The sequence below is a fragment of the Corynebacterium sp. MSK032 genome (genome assembly GCF_030232065.1).
In the GTDB taxonomy this organism is placed as follows: domain Bacteria; phylum Actinomycetota; class Actinomycetes; order Mycobacteriales; family Mycobacteriaceae; genus Corynebacterium; species Corynebacterium jeikeium_D.
Genome location: NZ_JASPJR010000019.1, coordinates 15,049 through 36,220, shown reverse-complemented (window position 1 = coordinate 36,220; position 21,172 = coordinate 15,049). Strand labels below are relative to the sequence as shown.

The 21,172-nt window shown below is 59.7% G+C and carries 16 protein-coding genes and 1 tRNA gene; 10 read left to right on the top strand and 7 right to left on the bottom strand.

Annotation, left to right across the window (positions count from 1 at the left end):
- Window positions 1-206: 206 nt before the first annotated feature.
- Window positions 207-1,622 (bottom strand): dihydrolipoyl dehydrogenase, encoded by a 1,416-nt coding sequence (gene lpdA / locus QP995_RS10205; RefSeq protein ID WP_049189521.1) that lies wholly within the window; start codon window positions 1,620-1,622, stop codon window positions 207-209.
- A gap of 82 nt (window positions 1,623-1,704) precedes the next feature.
- Between lpdA and QP995_RS10200 the strand changes: the two genes are divergently transcribed.
- The 7 genes from QP995_RS10200 to QP995_RS10170 all read left to right on the top strand — a co-directional run bounded on the left by QP995_RS10200 (window position 1,705) and on the right by QP995_RS10170 (window position 9,837).
- Complete coding sequence (locus QP995_RS10200; RefSeq protein ID WP_284853175.1) at window positions 1,705-3,879, top strand: prolyl oligopeptidase family serine peptidase; 2,175 nt, start codon at window positions 1,705-1,707, stop codon at window positions 3,877-3,879.
- Window positions 3,880-3,889: 10 nt separating this feature from the next.
- Complete coding sequence (locus QP995_RS10195; RefSeq protein WP_284853174.1) at window positions 3,890-5,350, top strand: M1 family metallopeptidase; 1,461 nt, start codon at window positions 3,890-3,892, stop codon at window positions 5,348-5,350.
- Between the two features lie 18 nt (window positions 5,351-5,368).
- Window positions 5,369-6,754: a polysaccharide biosynthesis protein gene (locus QP995_RS10190; RefSeq protein ID WP_284853173.1), complete on the top strand. Its 1,386-nt coding sequence runs from the start codon at window positions 5,369-5,371 to the stop codon at window positions 6,752-6,754.
- An 81-nt stretch (window positions 6,755-6,835) separates the two neighbouring features.
- Complete coding sequence (locus QP995_RS10185; protein ID WP_049172388.1) at window positions 6,836-7,657, top strand: glycosyltransferase; 822 nt, start codon at window positions 6,836-6,838, stop codon at window positions 7,655-7,657.
- Window positions 7,658-7,680: 23 nt separating this feature from the next.
- Complete coding sequence (gene ppgS, locus QP995_RS10180) at window positions 7,681-8,373, top strand: polyprenyl-phospho-N-acetylgalactosaminyl synthase PpgS (RefSeq protein ID WP_038629309.1); 693 nt, start codon at window positions 7,681-7,683, stop codon at window positions 8,371-8,373.
- Window positions 8,370-8,792, top strand: a complete 423-nt coding sequence (locus tag QP995_RS10175; RefSeq protein WP_284853172.1) for a DUF2304 domain-containing protein — start codon at window positions 8,370-8,372, stop codon at window positions 8,790-8,792. The genes ppgS and QP995_RS10175 overlap by 4 nt, the downstream gene beginning before the upstream one ends.
- Window positions 8,793-8,841: 49 nt before the next feature.
- Window positions 8,842-9,837 carry a DsbA family protein gene (locus QP995_RS10170; protein ID WP_049172390.1) on the top strand — a complete coding sequence of 332 codons (996 nt, stop codon included), beginning with the start codon at window positions 8,842-8,844 and terminating at the stop codon, window positions 9,835-9,837.
- A gap of 61 nt (window positions 9,838-9,898) precedes the next feature.
- Here the strand turns inward: QP995_RS10170 and QP995_RS10165 are convergent, their stop codons facing one another.
- Window positions 9,899-10,864 (bottom strand): GDP-mannose 4,6-dehydratase, encoded by a 966-nt coding sequence (locus QP995_RS10165; RefSeq protein WP_038629306.1) that lies wholly within the window; start codon window positions 10,862-10,864, stop codon window positions 9,899-9,901.
- Window positions 10,865-10,993: 129 nt separating this feature from the next.
- Window positions 10,994-12,283, bottom strand: a complete 1,290-nt coding sequence (locus QP995_RS10160; RefSeq protein ID WP_284853171.1) for an MFS transporter — start codon at window positions 12,281-12,283, stop codon at window positions 10,994-10,996.
- A gap of 751 nt (window positions 12,284-13,034) precedes the next feature.
- Here QP995_RS10160 and QP995_RS10155 point away from each other — a divergent pair.
- Both QP995_RS10155 and QP995_RS10150 read left to right on the top strand, forming a co-directional pair.
- Entirely contained in the window at window positions 13,035-14,378 is a 1,344-nt protein-coding gene (locus QP995_RS10155) for an MFS transporter (RefSeq protein ID WP_016421948.1), read from the top strand.
- Window positions 14,379-14,593: 215 nt separating this feature from the next.
- On the top strand, window positions 14,594-16,645 hold the full coding sequence (locus QP995_RS10150) for an acyl-CoA dehydrogenase family protein (protein ID WP_284853170.1): 2,052 nt from the start codon (window positions 14,594-14,596) through the stop codon (window positions 16,643-16,645).
- An 81-nt stretch (window positions 16,646-16,726) separates the two neighbouring features.
- On the opposite strand, the gene QP995_RS10145 is transcribed toward QP995_RS10150, so the two are convergent.
- Both QP995_RS10145 and QP995_RS10140 read right to left on the bottom strand, forming a co-directional pair.
- Window positions 16,727-17,698 (bottom strand): N-acetylmuramoyl-L-alanine amidase, encoded by a 972-nt coding sequence (locus QP995_RS10145; RefSeq protein WP_016421946.1) that lies wholly within the window; start codon window positions 17,696-17,698, stop codon window positions 16,727-16,729.
- A gap of 161 nt (window positions 17,699-17,859) precedes the next feature.
- Entirely contained in the window at window positions 17,860-18,459 is a 600-nt protein-coding gene (locus QP995_RS10140; RefSeq protein ID WP_048732292.1) for a TetR/AcrR family transcriptional regulator, read from the bottom strand.
- A 75-nt stretch (window positions 18,460-18,534) separates the two neighbouring features.
- Between QP995_RS10140 and QP995_RS10135 the strand changes: the two genes are divergently transcribed.
- Window positions 18,535-19,503, top strand: coding sequence for an ABC transporter permease (locus tag QP995_RS10135; protein WP_016421944.1), 969 nt, complete (start codon window positions 18,535-18,537; stop codon window positions 19,501-19,503).
- A 38-nt stretch (window positions 19,504-19,541) separates the two neighbouring features.
- On the opposite strand, the gene QP995_RS10130 is transcribed toward QP995_RS10135, so the two are convergent.
- Window positions 19,542-19,614 (bottom strand) — tRNA-Thr (locus QP995_RS10130).
- A gap of 134 nt (window positions 19,615-19,748) precedes the next feature.
- Window positions 19,749-21,122: a DNA polymerase III subunit delta' gene (locus tag QP995_RS10125; RefSeq protein ID WP_150963555.1), complete on the bottom strand. Its 1,374-nt coding sequence runs from the start codon at window positions 21,120-21,122 to the stop codon at window positions 19,749-19,751.
- Between the last annotated feature and the right edge of the window lie 50 nt (window positions 21,123-21,172).

Sequence of the window (21,172 nt, the reverse complement as noted above, 5' to 3'; positions counted from 1 at the left end):
ATCCGGAAAGGGCCCATGAGATAAAAAGGGCCCACCCGGCGACACACCGAGCGGACACACTTTTTGTCACTTAACCCGAAAGTGCTTAAGTTTATGACACTTTCGCACCGATTTTCACGGTCAAACTGTCATAAACTTAAGCACTAACTCGTATCTGCCTGAGCCAGGACCAGCGAAGGCTGGCCCTAGGCCAAAGCCACAACCTCTTACAGGTTAATCATCTTGCCCATAACGCCCTCGGCTGCTTCCTTCATAGCCTCGGACATGGTCGGGTGAATGTGAACGGCGCGGCCGATTTCCTCAGTGGTCAGCTCGTACTTCTCAGCCAGAACCAGCTGCGGCATGAGCTCGGAAACGTTGGCGCCCACCATGTGGCCACCCAGCAGCTCGCCGTATTCGGCATCTGCAATGAGCTTCACGAAACCAGCCGGCTCCGCCAGACCCTGGGCCTTACCGTTGGCAGAGAACGGGAAGGTGGAGACCTTAATCTCGCGGCCGTTCTCCTCTGCCCACTTCTTGGCCTGCGCCTCGGTCTTACCGAAGGAACCAACCTGCGGGTTACAGAAGGTTGCGCGCGGCATCATGTTGTAGTCCGGGATGGTCTCGGTCTCGTGTCCCGCCATGTGCTCAGCTGCGATAACGCCCTGTGCCTCAGCGACGTGTGCCAGCTGCAGCTTCATGGTGACGTCACCGATGGCGTAGATGTTGTCGACGTTGGTGCGCATGTACTCGTCGATGACAATCTCGCCGCGCTCGCCCAGCTCAACACCGGCCTTGTCCAGGCCGATGCCCTCGGTGCGCGGTGCGAAGCCGATGGAGACCATAACGCGGTCGACGGTCAGAGTCTGCTCGTCGCCGCCATCCTTGGCCTCGACCTTGACCTCAACCGAGTCACCATTGTCCACGATGGAGGTGGTCTTGTGCCCGGTCATGAGCTTGACGCCCAGCTTCTTGTATTCCTTGGCAATAACCTTGGAGACGTCTGCGTCCTCGTTCGGCAGAACGTTGTCCATGAACTCGACGATGGTGACGTCCACGCCGTAGTTAGCCAAGACGTATGCGAACTCCATACCGATGGCGCCAGCGCCGACGATAACCATGGAGTCCGGCAGCTCGTCGGAGAGAATCTGCTCTTCGTAGGAAACGATGTTGCCGCCGACCTCAACGCCCGGCAGAGAACGGACGACAGAGCCGGTTGCAATAATCGCCTTGTCGAAGGTAATTTCCTTGCCCTTGTCATCGCCATCAGTGATGGCCATGGAGGTCGGGCCAGTGAATTCACCGAAACCGTTGATTTCGGTGATCTTGTTCTTCTTCATCAGGAAATGAACACCCTTGACGATGCCCGCGGACACCTTGCGCGAACGCGCGTGTGCGGCACCGAAGTCAAAGGAGACATCGCCGGAGATACCGAAGGTCTTAGCCTCATGGTTGAAAATGTGCGCCACCTCGGCGTTCTTCAACAGAGACTTGGATGGAATACAGCCAACGTTGAGGCAGACACCGCCCCAGTATTGCTTCTCCACCACGGCAGTCTTCAGGCCCAGCTGGGATGCACGGATTGCTGCGACGTATCCGCCAGGACCGCCGCCGAGTACTACAAGATCAAAATGTTCAGCCACGTGCACAAGTCTACGCACGACTTGTCTTTACTTCACGCGCGAGTCCCGGTTTTACCTACTGCGGTCGGCTACGGTGGTGGGCATGGGCACCGACACGGACACCGACTTGGGCAACAATCTCTCCTTCCTCTCCACTGACCTTGTCCCCGATTGGCTGGACGATATCGACGGCTCCCAGGCGCTGGCGTGGGCCCGCGCGCAGTCGGAGGCCACCGTCGCAGGCGTCGATTCGCTTGCCGACGACACCAGCGACCGCACCAACCTGGAACAACGCATCCTGGCTGCGCTCAACACCGATGCCCGGATCGCATACCCGGTGCGGCGCGGCGAGTACCTCTATAACTTCTGGCGGGATGCCGAGCATCCGCGGGGCCTGTGGCGGCGCACCTCGTTGCAGAGCTATCTGGCTGGCCAGGAAGATCCGCAGGCGACCGAGTGGGAAACTCTCATCGACCTCGATGCGCTGGCGAAAGCCGAGGGAGAAAACTGGGTCTGGAAGGGCACGGTGTGCCGTTATCCGGAGTATGACCGCGCGTTGATTCTGCTCTCTCGCGGCGGCGCCGATGCCACTATGGTGCGGGAGTTTGACCTCGTCAACTGCACTTTTGTGGAGGATGAGCCGTTCTACCTCCCGGAGGCGAAGTCCGATGTCTGTTGGTTGGGTCGTGACGAAATTCTCGTTGGCAGTGACTTTGGTCCGGGGTCACTGACGGATTCGGGCTACCCGCGGCAGGTGCGTCGGTGGCGGCGCGGCATGCCGTCGTCAAGCGCGGATGTGATTTTCTCAGGCCACAGTGATGATGTGGCCGTGGGCGGCTGGTTCGACGCGACGGAGGGTTTTGAGCGGCTGTTTGTCGAGCGTGCGCATGATTTTTATAATTCGCAGCGGTTCGTGGCAGCGGAGCGTCCGGGCAAGTTGGCGGCGCAGCAGAATGGGGACTTTTCCCTGCAGATCCTGGAGGTACCGCAGGACTGTCGCACGAGTGTCCATAGGCAGTGGCTGGTGCTGATGCCGCGCACGGAGTTCAATGGCATTCCGGCTGGTGGCGTGGCCGTTGTGGAGCTCGAAAAGTGGCTGGCGGGCTCGCGTGAGGTGGAGGTGATTTTCACCCCTGATGCGCACACCTCGTTCCAGCAGCTGGCGTGGACGAAGAACTTCCTGGTGTTGACGCTGTTGGAGGATGTGGCGACGAAGTTGGTCGTGTTGCGGGAGGGCTCGTGGGAGCCGGTGGAGGCTTTCGGCGAGTTACCTGCGCAAGCTACTGTGAGCGTGATTGATACAGCCTCTGAACGCGACGATGAGATCTGGTTGGTTTCGACCTCGGCAACGCAGCCGGCAACCCTCTGGTACGGGCAGGTCGGCAGCCCGCTCACGGAAGTGCGGCGTGCTCCGGCGCTCTTCGACAGTGAGGGGATGGAGACGCGGCAGCACTGGGCGACTTCGGCCGATGGCACACGGATTCCGTATCGCATCACCGGCCGCTTCAGCGCGGGCGCTGGTGCAAGTGCTGACACAGGCGCTAGTGCAGAGACAACCACAGCCACGCCCACTCCGAACCCAGCCCCTACCCTCGTGCACGCCTACGGCGGTTTCGAGGTCTCACTGGTCCCGCAGTACTCGGCGATTCGTGGCCTGACCTGGCTCGAGCGAGGCGGGTACTTCGTGGAGGCCAACCTGCGTGGCGGTGGCGAATTCGGCCCGACCTGGCACTCCTCGGTGGTCAAGACTGAGCGGATGAGGGTCTATGAGGATCATCAGGCCGTGCTGCGCGACCTGGTTGCACGCGGCTACTGCACGCGCGAGCAGCTGGGCGTGCGCGGTGGTTCCAACGGCGGGCTGCTGACCGCTGTCTGCCTAACCTCCTACCCGGAGTTGTTGGGCGCAGTGGTGTCCCAGGTGCCACTGGCGGACATGATGCGCTATCACAAGCTGTCCGCGGGAGCCTCCTGGATGGCCGAATATGGAAACCCGGACGACCCCACCGAGCGGGCTGCGATTGCGCAGTATTCGCCGGTCCAGCGCGTCGTCAAGCGAGAGCAGCGCGCCTACCCACCAGCGTTGATTACGACGTCTACCAGGGATGACCGTGTCCACCCGGCACATGCGAGGAGCCTGGCGTGGCTGCTGGAGGAAGCGGGACAGCCGGTGGATTATCACGAAAATACCGAAGGAGGCCACGCCGGTGCGGCGGATAATTCGCAGGTCGCGTTCGTCGAGGCACTCATATCTACGTGGCTGTGGAACAAGCTCAAGTAAGGTAACAGCCGTGAGTAGCGCTGATTTCACTAATCCTTATACCGGTATTGCGTTCAACCTGGGTTTCCGGGTGAACAAATACGAGCTGGACCTCGATTATCGGGTCGGGCCGAATCGTCTGAAGGCGACGGCGACTCTGCATATCGAAATCAATGCTTGGACCTCACACATCACGCTCGACTTTGCGGATGCGCTGGGGGTCGATTCGGTGGATGCGATTTCCGATTCGCAGGCACACTCAATCGATGTAAAGCGCTGGCGCCATTCGGGACGCAAGCTGCGCGTCACCTTTGACCGCGAGTTGGCTCCCGACGAGACGCTGCGGCTGATTGTGACTTACTCGGGCACGCCACGTCCGGTGCGCTCGAAGTGGGGCGAAATTGGCTGGGAGGAACTCGAAAACGGTGCACTCGTGGCATCGCAGCCGGTGGGCGCGGCGTCGTGGTACCCCTGCGATGACGATCCCGAGGTCAAGGCATTTTACGAGTTCACAATGGTCACCGACGCTCCCTACGAGGTCGTCGCACCAGGGCTTGCCGACGCTCCGGTGAACGTGGGCGGATCGCGCCGCCGCTGGCGGTTTGTCACCGAGGAGCCCATGGCCTCCTACCTGGCCACCATCAATGTCGGCCAGTTTAAGAAGGTCGAGCTGCCGTGCCAGACCTCGACTGTGGTGGCGTGGGTGCCTTCTGAGCTGGTGGCCAATGCTCGCCATGACTTCCGCGATCAGGGGCGCATGCTCGATGAGTTCGCCAAGCTCTTTGGCCCTTACCCCTTCCGCGCTTACCAGGTGGTCATTTGTGAGGATGACCTGGAGATCCCCATTGAGGCACAGGGGCTGTCCATCTTCGGTGCCAACCACGCCGACGGCAAGGACACGTGGAATCGACTGATCGCCCACGAGTTGTCGCACCAGTGGTTCGGCAACAGTGTCGGCATTTCGCAGTGGCGCGATATCTGGCTCAACGAAGGGTTTGCCTGCTACTCCGAGTGGGTGTGGTCCGAGGTCAGCGGTGGTGCCAGCGCGGATGTGCACGCCCGCAAGCATTACCTGGATTTGCTTGAGGAAGAGCAGGACATCGTCATCGCCAACCCGGGACCAAAGCTGATGTTCGACGACCGCCTGTACAAGCGCGGCGCGCTGACTGTGCACGCTCTGCGTCTGCTGCTGGGCGACGAAGTGTTCTTTGACCTGGTGCGCAAGTGGACCACCACTAACCGCCACAGTGTGGTCGATGCAGTGGACTTCCGCGCACTGGCCAACCGCGTGTGCCGTGAGCGTGGCATCACCACCTCGCACCTGGATGTCATCTTTGACTCCTGGCTGTCACGCAGCTCCTTGCCAAACTTCCCCGCTGACCCGACGCGCTCCCCTGCTGACCAGGGCATCGGCGATAATGGTGCTCCAATCGTGGACGAGAAGCTGGCTGCTCAGTTTGCAAAGCTCGGCTACTCGAAGGCCAAGGACTAGAGAGCTAGAGGCACGTCAATGTCCGGTTTCAAATGGTTGTCGCTGGCCACGATTGTCGCGGCGATAGGCAGCTTCGCGGTGCTGATTATTTCGGCCCGCGCACTTCCCAATGCTATAAACCTGCAGTTCGTGGCGTTTTGGGGACTGTTCTTCGCGCTCACGGGTGTTCTCGGCGGGTTGATGCAGGAGACCACGCGCGCGATTGGTGCTGCGGAAGCGCGGAACCGGAAGCGGGAGCGGCCCCGTGAACAGACCCCAGAGCAGAAGCCGGAGCAGGAACAGGAGCAGACAGCTACCGAAACGGGTCAAACTCTCGGCGCTCGTCCCATCACGGTTTCGCTGGGCGTCGCCGCAGTTACTTTCATCACCATGGCAGTGACGGGTCCGCTGTGGGCCCCACTGGTCGTGCAGGATGACGCCGGCACTGCAATTCTGCTCATGGCCTCTGGCCTTGCTCTGTACTCGATGCAGGCCACCACCTCGGGTCTGCTCAGCGGCCGCCAGCTGTGGGGCCCCTACGCCGCCCTAATCATGATCGACATTCTCGTGCGCGTAGCACTGGCACTCGTCGCCTGGTACTTCGGCTGGGGTCTGCTGGCCTGGCTGATTATTACGGTGTTCGGGACAGTCAGTTGGCTTATTCTCGCGCTGTTTTCCTCGGCAACCCGCTCGGTCATGTTCGCGCGTGCCGACGTCCCGGTGCGCCGCTTCATCACTCTCATGGTCACGGCCATGGGCGCATCTGGCGCATCTGCTGTGCTGGTCACAGGTTTTCCGACAATCGTCAAGATTGCCGGCGAAGCGGTCACCACTGGCGCCGGGATAGCCGAGTCACTTACCCCGCCGCATGCCAACAACTTCACCGCAGCAGTGACCATTGCGGGAATCGCCTACGCCGTAACGCTGACCCGCGCTCCGCTGCTCATGCCCTTGGAGAAGTTCCAAAACGCCATCATTGTGAGCTTTGTCCGGCATCGCTCCGAAGGCGTGCTGGCAGCGCTGGCCAAGCCGTTGGGGGCGCTGGCTGCTTTCGGCACCTTCGGGGCGGGCCTGGCATGGCTCATCGGCCCGTGGATTATGACTCTCATCCTGGACGATAGCTATCACGTGTCCGGGCCGGTGCTCGCAGCGCTGACGCTCGGTGCGACGTTGACCGCCATGTTGATGATTACCGGCTCGGTCACCTTGGCAGTGGAAAAGCACCACATGTATCTGATCGGTTGGTTGGCTGCGACCACGATCGCCGTTGCCATTCTTTTCCTCCCTGGGCACCTGTCGGTACGCACGGTCGCGGCTATCGCCGTAGGCTCTGCAGTAGGTGTTGTCATTCACCTGCTTGCGCTGCGCAAACTTTCCCCACGTGCTGCCAGGTCAGCCGTATCGGAGGCTTTTGCGGTGGAATAACACCACCCACATCCAATGCCGTCCCCCCCCCCCAAAAAAACCGTCCACATCCCCCTGCAACTCCCAAGGTTCGAGACTCACATGTCCACCATCACTAACCTCACGGTTCTCATGACCGTCTACCACCGCGTCGTCCCCGACCAGCTCGATGCTGCGCTGCAGTCGCTGTGGAACCAGACGCGTCCGGCCGCGCACGTCATTGTGGTCATCGATGGCCCGATCGAGCAGGAACTCGACCGGGTCGTCGTCAAGCATGAGCAGGCGCATTCGGAGATGACCGTGCTGCGGTGTGCGGAAAATGGCGGCTCGGGAGTGGCTTCGCAGGCGGGTCTTCAGTTGGTGGAAACGCCATGGGTGGCGCGGCTGGATGCGGACGATATTGCGCGTGCGGACCGCTTTGAAAAGCAGTGGGACGTGCTGACCGCTAATCCGGAGTTGGATGTGCTGGGCAGTGCAATGGCGGAGTTCGAGGGCACGCCGGACAATGTGGTGCGTGTGCGGACCCTGCCGCAGACGCACGCCGAGATTGCGCGTTATATCAAGATCAATTCGCCCGTGAATAACCCCTCCTCGATGCTGCGAACGGCGAAGGTGCGTGAGGTCGGTGGGTATCGCGACATCCGTCTGATGGAGGACTACGACCTCTGGGTGCGCCTCATGGCCGCCGGCGCGAAGTTTGAGAATCTGCCCGAGCCGCTGGTGTACTTCCGCGCCGACGGCATGTTCGAGCGGCGAACCTCGCGCGGCATCATCCGCGGTGAACGTCAGCTCCAGCGCACGCTGGTAGCTGAGGGGCTGATTTCCAGGCCGCGGGCGGTGTTTAACTTGGCGGTGCGGACACTTTTCCGACTTTTGCCAACTCAGCTCATGTCACGCGCGTATCGACGATTGTTTGTGCGGTAGGCTTCGGAGCGATGACTGACAACATGGATTTCTCGGACACCTGGCTGATTGTGCCGTGCTACAACGAGGGCCAGGTTATTCGTGAGGTTCTCGAGCACGCTCGCGAGACCTTCCCCAACATTGTCGCGGTCAACGACGGCTCTTCGGATAACTCCAGCCTGGAGATCCACAGGGCTGGCGCTCACCTGGTCAACCACCCTGTCAATTTGGGTCAAGGGGCGGCTATCCAGACCGGCGTGGAATACGCTCGCGCGCAGGCTGGCTCGAAGTACTTTGTCACCTTCGACGCCGATGGCCAGCACCAGGTCAAGGACGTCGTCGCTATGGTGCAGCGACTGCGCACCGAACCAATCGACATCATTGTGGGAACCCGTTTCGGCCGCCCTCGCGCCGAGGATGACCAGGTGCCGCTGATTAAGCGAATTGTCCTCAAGACGGTGGTCATGTTGTCACCACGCACGCGCCGACTCGGGCTTACCGACGCCCACAACGGCCTGCGCGCCTTCAACCGCACGGTGGCAGAGCAACTGAACCTACGCATGAACGGCATGAGCCATGCCTCCGAATTTGTCGAGGTCATGGACAGCAGAGGTTGGCGTACCGCTGAGCAGCCGGTGGATATCCTCTACACGGAATACTCCATGTCCAAAGGGCAATCCTTGTTCAACGGTGTCAATATCCTTGCCGACTCCCTGATTTCGAAGAGGCTGCCATGACCGCATCCATCGTTCAAGTTATTTTGCTGCTGGCGATGGTGGGCCTGGTGGCTTACTTCGTCGCTAACCGTCGTAAAGCGCGCGCCAAGGCGGGCGTGAAACTGGGATTCGTCGTTTTCGTCATCGCGTGCCTGTGGGCAATCGTGCGTCCCGACGATCTGACCGTGGTGGCCAACTGGATTGGTGTGACCCGGGGCACCGATTTGCTGCTCTACGTACTGGTGTTGGCGTTCGTGTTTACCACGGTGTCGTCCTACATTCGCTTCCGCGAACAGGAGCTACGCTACGCGCGACTGGCTCGTGCAGTGGCCTTGAAGACCGCTGTGCGTCCGGAAGAAGAAATTGTGATTTCGGGCAGCCAGAACAGCAGCCAAAAAGACAGCGCGACGAACGCCGAGAACAACGCTCCGTCCGACTAGTCGGCACGCTAAGCGCATGTGAATCTGAGGCTGTGGTTCCATAGAAGCCATGAGCGAAGAAAATAAGGACAACATCGCCGCTGACAACAGCAGCGATTCGCAGCAGCCCTCGGCAGACGCAGCGCCGCAGGGGACACAGCAGGAACCCCAGCAGGCTTCTCAGCCGGTACCCACTGAACAGGACTTGGAGTCCTGGTCTGCCGACAGTGATGGAAAAACCAAGTCGTGGTACTCGATTCCGAACGCCGCATGGGCGCTAGCTGTCGTCGCATTGATCGTTGTCGGCGCAGCGGGCTTCTTCGCTGGCTCGCGTTCGGCTAGCTTCAACGGCGTGAGCACCGTCAACATGGCGGGCGTTGCACCAGGCAAGGGGGAAATTGCGCCTGTACCTGGCCCGAATGGCTCTTTCGATGCCAGCATCTACGGCCCAAAGGCGGGAGCGCAGCTGAAGTCCCCGGAGGATATGGACAATGTCCACCGCCGCAATGAAAATGATCCTTTTGCTCTCGGTGCAGTGGATGCGCCGGTCGTAATCTCAATCTACTCGGACTTCGAATGCCCGTTCTGCGCGAAGTTCGCAAACGAAACCGAGTCTGCCCTCGTGGAAAAGTACGTCAATGAGGGACTGGTCCGCCTGGAGTGGAACGATATGGCCATCAATGGTGAGAAGGCCATCAAGGACGCTGAGGCCGGCCGTGCCGCGGCAGCTCAGGGCAAGTTCTGGGAGTTCTCCCGTGCGCTGTTTAAGAAGGCCGGCGAAAAGGGCCAGGGCCACCCGGAGTTCACTGAAAAGGAACTGATTGCCGTCGCTCGTGAGGCCGGTGTGCCGGACATGAAGCGCTTTGAAAAGGAGCTTAAGGACGGCAAGTGGACCGAGGCGGTCGAGAATGCCACCCAGTTCGGTTCCATGCTGGGCATTTCCGGTACTCCGGGCTTCCTCGTTGGTACTCAGTTCGTCTCGGGCGCACAGCCTCTCGACGTGTTCGAGGACAATATCGAGCTGGCTCTCATCCACGCCAAGCGCGCGGAGGAAGCTGGCAAGTAACCTGGCTGACTCACGGCTAACCTACGCGGACGACTGCGCGAAGCCGCCCGCGTAAGCTGCGCTAGCCCTGATTCCGGAAGTACTCCACAGTACGAGCAACACCTTCCTGAATACTCATAGCTGGCTCCCAGCCGAGTACCTCACGCGCCCGCGTGGGATCCAACGCCGACCGCGCCACATCACCAGTGCGCGGCGGTGCAAACTCTGGATTATCCTCGGCATCCGCAGCCTGCGCCACCAACGAGTGCAGCTGCCGATCCGAGGTTTCTACGCCGGTGCCAATATTAAAGCGCATTCCACCACCGACCTCGCCGGATGCGCGGTAGAAAGCATCCACCACATCGTCGACATAGACATAGTCGCGGGTATTTCCTCCGTCACCGAATACCTTGGTTGGCTCTCCCGCCAGCAGTCGCTGGGCGAAAATAGCAACCACACCGGCCTCGCCGTGCGGATCCTGCCGCGGGCCGTACACATTCGCCGGCGCGATGTGCGAGCATTCGAGCCCGTAAAGATTGCGGAACATATTCAAGTACAGTTCGCCCGTTGCCTTTGAGGCGGCATAGGGGCTCATCGGATTGACCGGCACGTTTTCCGTCACCGGAAGCTCCTCCGGCGTGCCGTAGATGGAACCGCCCGAAGATGTAAACACAACCTTGCGGACACCGTGCTTTCGGGCCGCATCGGCAAGTTTGATTGTGCCAATGATGTTCAGCGTCGCATCTCGCACCGGGTCGGCCACGGAAATCCGAACATCAATCTGCGCTGCGAGGTGGAAAATAACCTCCGGGCCGCTTTGCTCGAGCAGCTCGTCCCAGTCCACCTCCAGCACATCGGCGGTTATGAACTCAAAGTCGTCGTTAAGCGATGCCTGCTGGAGGTTTTCCAGCTTTCCGTGGGAGAGATCGTCCAGCGCCGTGACCGCGTACCCTTCAGCCAGTAGCCGGTCAACCAGCGTCGAACCGATAAATCCCGCACCACCCGTCACCAGCGCGCGCGGTTTCGCGCTTGCCGACGATTCTGTCATCGCGGTGGCCGGTGATTCGTTCTTGTGCTTCTCCATAGGAAGAACTATAGGCGCTTAGTAAGGAAAACCGCTTATACGTGTGCCAACCTCACATTGACGGGGTTGATTAGTCTTCCGAGGAATGCGAGATTACTCAGCGCGCTGTGGCAGGTTGACAGTGGAATTGAAGAAAATAACCAAGCCCATCAAGATGGCGATGACCATACCGCCACCGAGCATGACCGGGTAGGTCATCCAGGAGATGGACTCGGAGAGCTTGGTCAGAATTGCCGGGAATGCGAAGCCGATGTAGGTCAGACAGTAGAAGATACCGGTCAGACCAGCCATATCGCGCGGGCCAGCGATGCGCTGTACCTCGTTGAGGCCGGTAAACATGGACAGACCGTAGCCGGCACCCAACACCAGCGCTGCAATGAACGCCGTCACTGCGGTGGGGTTGGTGGACATCCATGCGGCCATTCCCATGCCGATAACCACAATGCCCATTGCGATCAGCGAGCCGCGGGCGTTGTGCTCGGTTACAAAGCGTGGACCAATCTGCTGAATGCCAAAACCACAGAGCAGCGCAAACAGTGTGACCATCGCGGAGTAGAACACTGGCTGGGAGACGTGGTCCTGAAGCAGAGAAGGAATGATTGCATAGGCAACACCGGCTGCACCGAAGACCCACGGCGCTCCCATCGCGGCGACGAGCAGGAAGCGACGGTTAGTTACCGAAGGGGTGTGTAGAGATTCCCAGACGCTTTCGTGCGGAGCATTGCTGCCGCCCAGGTGCGGCGACTGGCGGGTCTCCGGCACAGCCACAAGACCGAAGATCGTTGGGATGGAAATCAGGATGTGGATGATATAAGCCAACTGCCCCGGCAGCGGTGCGAACTGCGCCAACGTGCCGGCAATACCCGCACCCAGGCCAAAGCCCAAGGTCAACGCCATGGACTGACGCTTCGCGCCCGAGGTGGAAGTGGCCTTGGGGTCAAAGCGTGGATCGGAAAGCTCCTTTACCCACGAGCCGCCCACGGCCATGACAATGCCGACTGCCAGGCCCGAGATAAAGCGACCGGTGAGAATGAGCGGAGCGATGGTCTCGCCCAGCGCGATGAGAGTCGAGCCCAGAATCGAGAGCACCGGCGCGGCGAGCATCACCGGCTTACGGCCGATACGGTCCGAGATTGGGCCAGAAATCAGCAGTGCCGGCGCGATGCCGAGAGCGTAGACCAGCAATAGAAGGTCAATGAACACCGGCGCCAGGTCAGCGTTTTCGCGGTACATCACCATCAGCGGTGTGAATTCATTGCCACCCCACGCGACGGCGAAAACTGCAATTGCGGCGAGCAGCCACAACGGCGTGCCTTTATTGGATTTGGCCCTGCCGTGAGGTACCTCATTTTCATTGCCGTTAGTTCCTGCGTGAGAAGACATGTCGTTTACTTTACGACGGTCCCCAGCGCCTTACGCACAATGGTGGAAATTGAGTTACGGGGGCTAACCACAAAAGATGTGTCGGGGTGGTTTCGGCGCTTGGCGCTACCACCGCCCCAAAATGCCCCTGAAACCTGGGGCCCACACCCCCGTCTCGGGGTGACTTGTTGCCAACCTTGTTTCCCTGCCCCATCCGGGGGCAGTGCCCTTTTCGACACTACATCGTTATTGTTCCGTTACTTCTTCTGTATCTTGAGCCACTTTTGCCACACCATTCACACAACTTCTGAATATATAATTACAAATTAGTTCAATGTGGGGGTAGTCGAACAGCCATAAAACGCAGATTTCCCCTATTTAAGACAATCTCGCACATAGACGGCCGCCAGGTCGCGCAAATCGATCCAGAAACAACCCGTCGTTAAGTAGTGCCCAACCCACCCCCTTTGCACACCCCCGAATCCGCCTTTTTCAGGCATGCGTATAAATAAATCGGTCACAAACAAAGGAAATCTACCGCCATTCACCGACCCCCATTACCCCCGTTGTTCACTTTTTGTCACCGCTCGCTGAAGTTCAAACGCTGGTCGCTACCGGTCTGGCTGTGTAAGAATTCGACACCGTCAAACAATCTGTCCATTCCCCAAACGCTGGCTGAGAAAAACCTGGGGCGATTTCTGCGCGACCGCTGAGATCACCAAGGTCCTCGATGGCCGTGCGGACGGGTATGTAAAGAAAGTCTTGTTTTTTTATGACTACTTCGATCATCGCGAATGATCCCAAGCAGCGCCGTCAGGTGCTCACGGGAACTCTCGTGGGTACGACCATCGAGTTTTATGACTTCCTGATTTACGCTCAGGCCGCAGCTATCGTGCTTGCTCCGCACTTCATCGAGCCTGCTGCACAGTCGAATCCACAGGTGGCCCAGGTCCTCGCTTGGGCAACCCTGGGTATTTCCTTCCTCTTCCGCCCGCTTGGCGCGATCGTCGCTGGCCATATCGGTGACCGTTACGGCCGCAAGATGATTCTGGTCTTCACCCTCATCGGCATGGGTGCGGCTACTTTCTGCATCGGCCTGCTACCGACCTATGAATCAATCGGCATCGCCGCACCTATCCTGCTGGTTCTCCTCCGTGTTTTCCAGGGTATTTCCGCTGGCGGTGAATGGGGCGGTGCAGCCCTGATGTCCGTGGAGTACGCACCGAAGGAAAAGCGCGGTCTCTACGGCGCATTCCCGCAGGCCGGTGTTCCGCTGGGTCTGACCCTCGCGACCGGCACCATGCTGATTGTTATGGCAATCGTCGGCGAGGAAGCCTACATGGACTGGGGCTGGCGTGTGCCGTTCCTGCTGTCCTTCATCTTGGTTCTGATCGGTTACATGATTCGCCGTTCCGTTGACGAGTCCCCGGTCTTCCAGGCTATGCAGACTGAGTCTGCCGAGCGTTCCGCTCCGCTGCCGGAGCTCTTCCGCAACCACTGGGGCAAGGTCATCCAGGGTGCTCTGATCTTCGCTGCTCAGCAGGCTACCGGTTACCTCGTGATCGCATTCTTCGGCGCTTACGCACAGAAGACACTGGGCTACCCCGCAACCGTCGCATGGACCGGTACTCTCGTCGCTGGTATTTGCTGGACCATCTTCATGTTCATCGCCGGTGCTTGGTCCGACCGCATCGGCCGCGCTAAGACCTTCATCATCGGCTACGTCGTGATTATGATTTGGGAGGCCGTCATGTGGAGCATCCTGGACCAGGGTCCGTTCCTGTACATCATGACCGTCGCAGTTCTCACCCTGCCACTGGCCCTGACCTTCGGCCCGCAGCCAGCCATGTACTCCGAGATGTTCCCGGCTGAGGTCCGCTACTCGGGCGCTTCCATCGCTTACGCCATCGGCGCCGTCCTCGGTGGCGCATTCGCTCCGATGATTGCCCAGATGATCATGGACGCCACCGGCAACCCGTTCTACATCTCCGTCTACCTGATGGCCATGGCTATCCCGGCACTGATTGCCCTGTTCCTGCTGCCGAAGGGTCTCGAAGACCGAGACCTGATCGAGCACCCGGAAACTAACCTCGACGAAGTTAAGTCGCGCGTCTAGTTCCCACAGCTAAGGGATCTGCCCCACCGAGGGTCTGATTACGCAAGCCGTCGTCAAGCATTGCACAACGCAGCATTTGCTTGACGACGGCTTTTGCGTTTCCACCTTCTTTTTCTCCCGATAACCCGCTTTCTCTTTCCTCGGTCCCGATTTCCTCATGAGTTTCTCAGTCGAAAGCGACTGACAAGCCCCAGATATCCCATTAACGTTGGGTTATGGCACAGAATTCTTCCAGCTCCACGCGAATCCCCCGCCGGCGCTCGACCGACGCTCCGAAGACACTCCCCTCCCGTCTGGAACCGGAAGTGGCACGCGCACTGCAAAAGGTCCTGGACGGCTATTTCCCCGAGGCGCGCGCTGATGTCCGCGCCCTTTTAGAAGACCCCACCCTGCGGCCCACCTCTGGGCTGACCGTGGAGGAGGCCAGGCAGCACACCACCGAGGCGTTGTCCAAGGTGCTTAAGACCGGCATGCCCTATGGTGCTTTCCGCACTGACCAGGGCGGCACAGGAGATACCGGTGGCACTCTCACCGGGATTGAAATGCTTGGCCACACCGACTTGTCGTTGATGGTGAAGTCCGGAGTGCAGTGGGGCCTTTTCGGCGGCGCTGTCAGCAACTTGGGAACTGAGCGTCACGGCGAGTTGGTGCGTGACCTCATTGAGCTGCGGGCTCTCGGCTGCTTTGCGATGACCGAGCGCGGCCACGGCTCGGACGTCCAATCACTCGAGACCACGGCGCACTACGACCCCGAGACGGAAGAATTCATCCTCAATTCCCCTACGGCTTCCTCTGAGAAATGGTTTTTGGGCAATGCCGCGCGCGATGGGCGCTGGGCTGCGGTCTTTTGCCAGCTCTACACACCAGGACAAGAAGAATCCCATGGTGTGCACTGCATTGTTGCCCGGATCCGCAATGATGACGGTTCGCCTGTCGACGGGGTTGCGATTGGCGACCACGGCACCAAAGGTGGCCTCTTGGGCGTGGACAACGGCACTCTCATGTTCGACCATTACCGCGTGCCGCGGGAGAACCTGCTTAACCGTTTTGCAGATGTCTCGGCCACTGGCGAGTACAGCAGCGATATTGACAGCCCCAATGCACGGTTTTTCACAATGCTCGGTGCCCTCGTGCGCGGCCGCGTGACAGTCGGTGCGGCCGCTGGTGCGGCAACCCGCACCGCATTGACCATCGGCACCAAGTACGCACACTTGCGGCGCCAATTTGCTCCCGACGATTCGCTGCCGGAAAAGAAACTCATTGAGCACCGCCAGCACCGAATCCGACTACTCCCCCGCATTGCGCGTTCGTACGGTCTGCAATTTGCCACCAACCTGCTGATCAAGCGGATTCACGACCTCGAAGCGGAAGGGCTGGACCGTGCGAATCTAACCCCGGAGCAGGCTCGCGATCTACGTGAAGCGGAGGCACATGCCGCCGCATTGAAGGTCGCCAACACCGCACATGCCACCGACGCCATCCAGGAGATGCGTGAGGCCACCGGTGGAGCCGGCTACATGGCAGAGAACCTGTTGACCATTCTCAAAGAAGACTCTGACGTATTCACCACTTTTGAGGGCGACAACGTGGTGATGTTGCAGCTGGTCACCAAGGAACTTTTGGGTGGTTTTGCCCGGGAGGTGCAGAGTTTTTCCAACCTGGAGATGGTGCGCTTCGGCCTCGACAATTTCAGTGGCATTTTGCGCCGTCGCACCGGTGCGGACGCCGTCGTTCAGAACCTCTTGGATGCGCTGACTGACGCTGATGAGTCCTCGCTCTTTGACCCCGCCAGCCAGATGCAATTGCTCATCGAGCGCGAGAATCGACTTCTCAAGTCCCTTGCTCGCAGGCTGCGCCCGGCGCGGAAACTGCCTGTGGAAAAGGCCGCGAAGCTGGTGGACAAGGTCCAGGACCACATGATTTCCTGCGCGTGGGCGCATATCGATCGCATGATTTTGGAAGCGTTCTTTGAAGCTGAATCCACACTCACAGATGAGCGCTCTCAAGAGGTGCTCGAGCAGGTTCGCGATGTGTTCTTCCTGTCGGTGGTCTGCGATAACGCCGGCTGGTTCTTGGAGCAGTCACTGCTCACCGGTACTCGCACCAAGGGCGCGCGGGCGGGCTTGGCCGATCTTGTTGATTCCCTTGGCCCCTGGTCTGAGGTGCTTGTCGACGCCTTCGGTGTCCCCAGCACCATGCTGGATATCCCCATGATGGAGCCTTACGACGCGATGACACCGAAAGCTAAGGCAAACCCGGCTAGTTAGCGTGTTGGCCGGTTGGCCGCTGTGGTGGCTGCTGTGGCGGTGACTGGTGTGAGGTAGCTACGGCCTGGATGCGCAGGTTGGCTACTGCGCCAAGAAACCTTCCAACCCAGCCACAGTGGCCTCTGCCAAGCGCTGACGGCCTTCGTTGGAGGTCAAGAGGGCAATGTCGCTGCTATCACGCATGTTGCCGTATTCGACCAGTGCCTTTGGTTTCGTCGATAGGTTGAGTCCGGTGAGGTCAGCGCGCGGATTCAGCCCCTGGCTACCGAGGTAGTTGGATGGAGCAAAACCGGCTGCGACAAAAGCATCGCGCAGCGCGGTTGCCAGCGCGGTAGATCCCTGCTCGTCATTATTGGCGAGCGGCTGCGAAATCGCAGACACATGGAATCCGCGGTTGCCCTCTCCAGCACCATCTGCGTGAAGGCTCACCACGGCATCGGCGTTGGAGGCATTTTCCTTCTCTGCACGGGCATCGATGCAATCTGCACGACCGGTGTCATCGACGCGGCTGAGCAGCACCTGAGCACCGCGCTGTTCGAGCAGCTGCTTAATTTCCTGCGCCATCAGCCAATTGAACTCATGCTCCGGGAAGCCGTCATTGGAAGCGGTACCGGAGGTATTACATGGCTTCTGGCCACCGCGGCCGTCAGTGACCATCATGTCCGCTGGTGGTGGGGTGCCGGCGTGTCCCGGGTCGAGGTAGATGACCTTGCCGGCTACAGCGCTGGAGCCGTCGGCACGCGAAGTAGCGCGATTAGCTTGCTGTTGTTGTGCATCGCCAGAAGCGACTGCGTCGGGGTTAGCAGAATCAGACATTGCAGACTCCTCATTCGGCGGAGTGGGGTTCGGCATCTGCATAGCCTCTTCTTCAGCTGCCAACGACGTTTGCGTTTCTGTCGACGCAGCTTGCTGAGCGCTTCCTGCTTTGGAAGCCTCCGTGTCGATGGTGCAAGCTACAAGACCGGCTGGCAAAATTGCCGCAGCCACCAAAGCCACAGCTAGTCGTCTTGCTGATCGCTGCACTGCTAGTCCCTGGTGTCCGGGCTGCCGCATAGTGCGTTCTCCTAGTTTCCGCGTACCTGCTATGTGCTGAGTAACAGTAGCAAACACTCGATTGAGAGTCGCCGGCTCCGAGATTTCCTCCCCCTTCGTTTCGGGGAATCACCGCACGTCGGGACGTGTGCAGGATTTTTCAGGACTTATCACCGAGGGGTTTAGTGATTCCCCTTCGCCTGTGCTGCCAAACCCGTAAGCATTAAGTCCACAAGCTTTTCTTGCACACCGGGAAAGTACTGCTCGACCGCTGCAGAGTTAGGAAGGGGACGCGACACCACAGCGAGCCCAAGGTGGAAATCAAGCGGTGCAACGTCCTCCGGGCATAGCCCAGCTGCTTTTGCCTTATCCAGCAGTCGCGTATAGCTCTGACGCAACTCCGTCATTCGCTTTTCGATAATGCCATCAATCTTTTTCGCCTCGCTCCCCAAACTGGTATTGAGATCGCTGAATAATGCCTGGGCAAGTGCCGCAACACTTAATTTCGCGATCGCGTGGACTGCTTCGTGCCAAGCGCCGTCCGGATCGTCGTCAAACTGAGCTACGGCTGCCTCAGTAACCCTGTCGATATCAGCTGCAACACGAGCACTGACTGCGCCGAGAAGCTCAATCCTGCTGGGAAAGTGCCTGCTTGCCGTAGCTAAACCGACACCGGCCTCCCTGGCAATCGCACGCATGGATACACCGGCTCCTTGCTCTATCAAGAGTTTTCGCGCTGCTTCCACGATGGCATCACTGTTCATCACTGCATCTTGTCTCACACTTGCATCCTAACAAACGGAACACTCTGCTCCACTTTGTAAGTGAAACACTCTGCTCCAGTTAGGAGATAGGCCATGTCAACAGCTACGACTGAGACGAAAAAAGCCTCACCCGCCCCCAAAGCAGTAGCCGTGATCTTCGGTATTCCGCTCGTCATCGGGCTCATGCTCTTCGCGTTCCTGGCACCGACATTTGCCTCCGGCCCGAACGATGTCCCCATTGCGCTGACTGCCCCCGCCCCAATATCCGAACAAATCACCCAAGCCATCGAACACAAAGCTGGCGACGATGCTCCTGATATCCAGGTGATGGACACCCCTGACGCCGTACGCGAGTCAATCCTCAATCGCGAAACTGTTGGCGGCATCGTCATCTCCCCGACGGGCGCTACCGCCTACACCGCTTCAGGCAACGGCGCACCTTACTCGCAGCTTATCGACGGCATTGCGACGACCCTCGAGTCTCAAAACATCCCTGTAGAGCGGGAGGATTTGGCTCCAACCACACAGGATGACCCACAAGCTTCCGGTGTCGCGCTCCTCGGCTTGCCGCTGGCTTTCGGCGGTATCATCTCGGCAGTTATAGCCACCTTCCTCTTCCGAGGTAAGAAGTGGACGAAATTGGGTGTCCTCGCTGGCATCGCAGTCTTCGGAGCCCTCGTGGCAACGTGGATGCTCCACTCTGTCTACGGCACGCTTTCGGGCAGCTTCGGCATGGAATGGCTGGCTATTTCTCTGGGAATCCTGGCTACCTCAATGCTTACCGCCGGGCTTGCGGCCATTATTGGCACTCCCGGTGTGGGCATCGGCGCCATTTTGACGATTTTCTTGGCGAACCCGCTCTCTGGACTGTCCACCGGCCCCTGGCTGCTTCCGGCCGGTTGGTCCACCCTTGGCCAGTGGATGCCCATTGGGGCGACTGGCTACCTAGTCAGGTCACTGTCATTTTTCGATGGCAACGGTGCTGGGGCAGCGTGGTGGGTTCTCATCGTCTGGGTTGCCGCTGGATTCGCTCTCCTCATGTTTGACCGATCCAAAAAATAAAAAACGGGACCCTTTTTAAAGGATCCCGTTTCAAACCGAGCCGCCTGCGAGAATCGAACTCGCGACCTTCTCATTACGAGTGAGACGCTCTACCGACTGAGCTAAGGCGGCACGCACATTGCGCCGAGCTTTCAAGCAAGCAGAAATAACCCTGCACAAAATGTACAAGCGGTAATACTACTGTACTGCCCCCATCGCTACCAAAATGGGGCCTGCAGTCCGCTGCATTAGGCGCGGCTACCGGCTTACCTACGACCAACCTGCCCCGCGATCTGCAATTTAGCCATCAATTCATCCATCAAGACCGTCAACTTCACTGCAGTCACGAGCATGCCGCGCACCTCGGTGACAGCATCGATGGAGGCCAATATCGCCTCCGGCGGAAGGCGTCGGGCTAGCTCCGTGGCTGTCCGACGACGGTCTGGATTTATGAGGTAGACCGCGCCATCGCCAAACTCAGAACCAGCACCAAAGCCCGAATCCCCCGAAGCAGTCTCACCACCACGTTCCGCCCCAAACGCCAGCACCAGGGCGTCACGGTAAAGCCCCATAATGTCGGTCAACGACAGGTCGATCAGATCTGACTCCGCGCGCCTGCGCCGCCGCTTCTGATTTTCCTCCAGCTCCTTGATAACCCCCTTAGAGCCGCGCAGTGCCGCCTGCGCACCCTTGCCGGACGCACCTACGCCCAGTGAGCGCTCGAGGTTCTCCAGCTCCTCAGCCTCTAGTGGCTCCATCCGCCGCTTGACCTCGCCTGCTACTTCGTTGGCCAGCTCACGCGCCGCCACGTATGACTTCGCCGGATCGAACACAGCCTCCACGAAATCCAGGGCCTTACCCCGCCAAGCACGCGAGCCCTCATCGGAGACAAAGCCACGCGCACGCCCAATGTGACCGTTGGACACCGTCGCGGCCCAGACCGCTTGCTCGTCGGTAAGCTCTGGCCGCTCGGCGCGCAGGAGGTTTGTGACATCGTCGATATGCGGCGTCGGCACATAGACATGGCGGCAGCGCGAACGGAGCGTAACGGAGAAATCCTCCGCGTTTGTCGTTGGTGCGCACATGATGATGACGGTGCGCAGAGGCGGCTCTTCCACCACCTTGAGCAGCGCATTTGAGGCGGATTCGTTGAGACGGTCGGCGTCTTCGATGATCAGCACGCGGCAATCCGCCGTCGTGGGCATCTTGTAAGCCCAGGGCCGCAGCTCATCCCTCACCGTCGCCACCGAAATGATGGTGCCCTCCGGGCGCACGATCTTGATATCGCCATGCGTTCCCGCCAGCGCCGTCCGGCAGCCCTCGCACTCGCCACAACCGGGGCTGTCATGCCGCGTGCACAGCAGCGCCGCCGCAAACGCCGTCGCCGTCACCGACCGCCCCGACCCCGCAGGTCCCGTGAACAGCCAGGCGTGCGTCATGTCCGAGTCGCGTGGCACATCGCTTAACGACGACCCCGCGTCCCCACCTTCCGGCGAAACCTCCGCCCCATCGCCTGCCAGCGGTTGACCATTGGCAAAGCGATAATGCGCAGCGCGCACAGCAGCCTGCAACCGCTGGCGAACCCCACCGGTTTCGGGCATACGAGAAAACACGCTGCGCTCTGTCATGGGCTCTGTCATGGCCCCAACTCTAGCGCGCCCCACGGGACTCTTGTGAGGTAACTACTCCC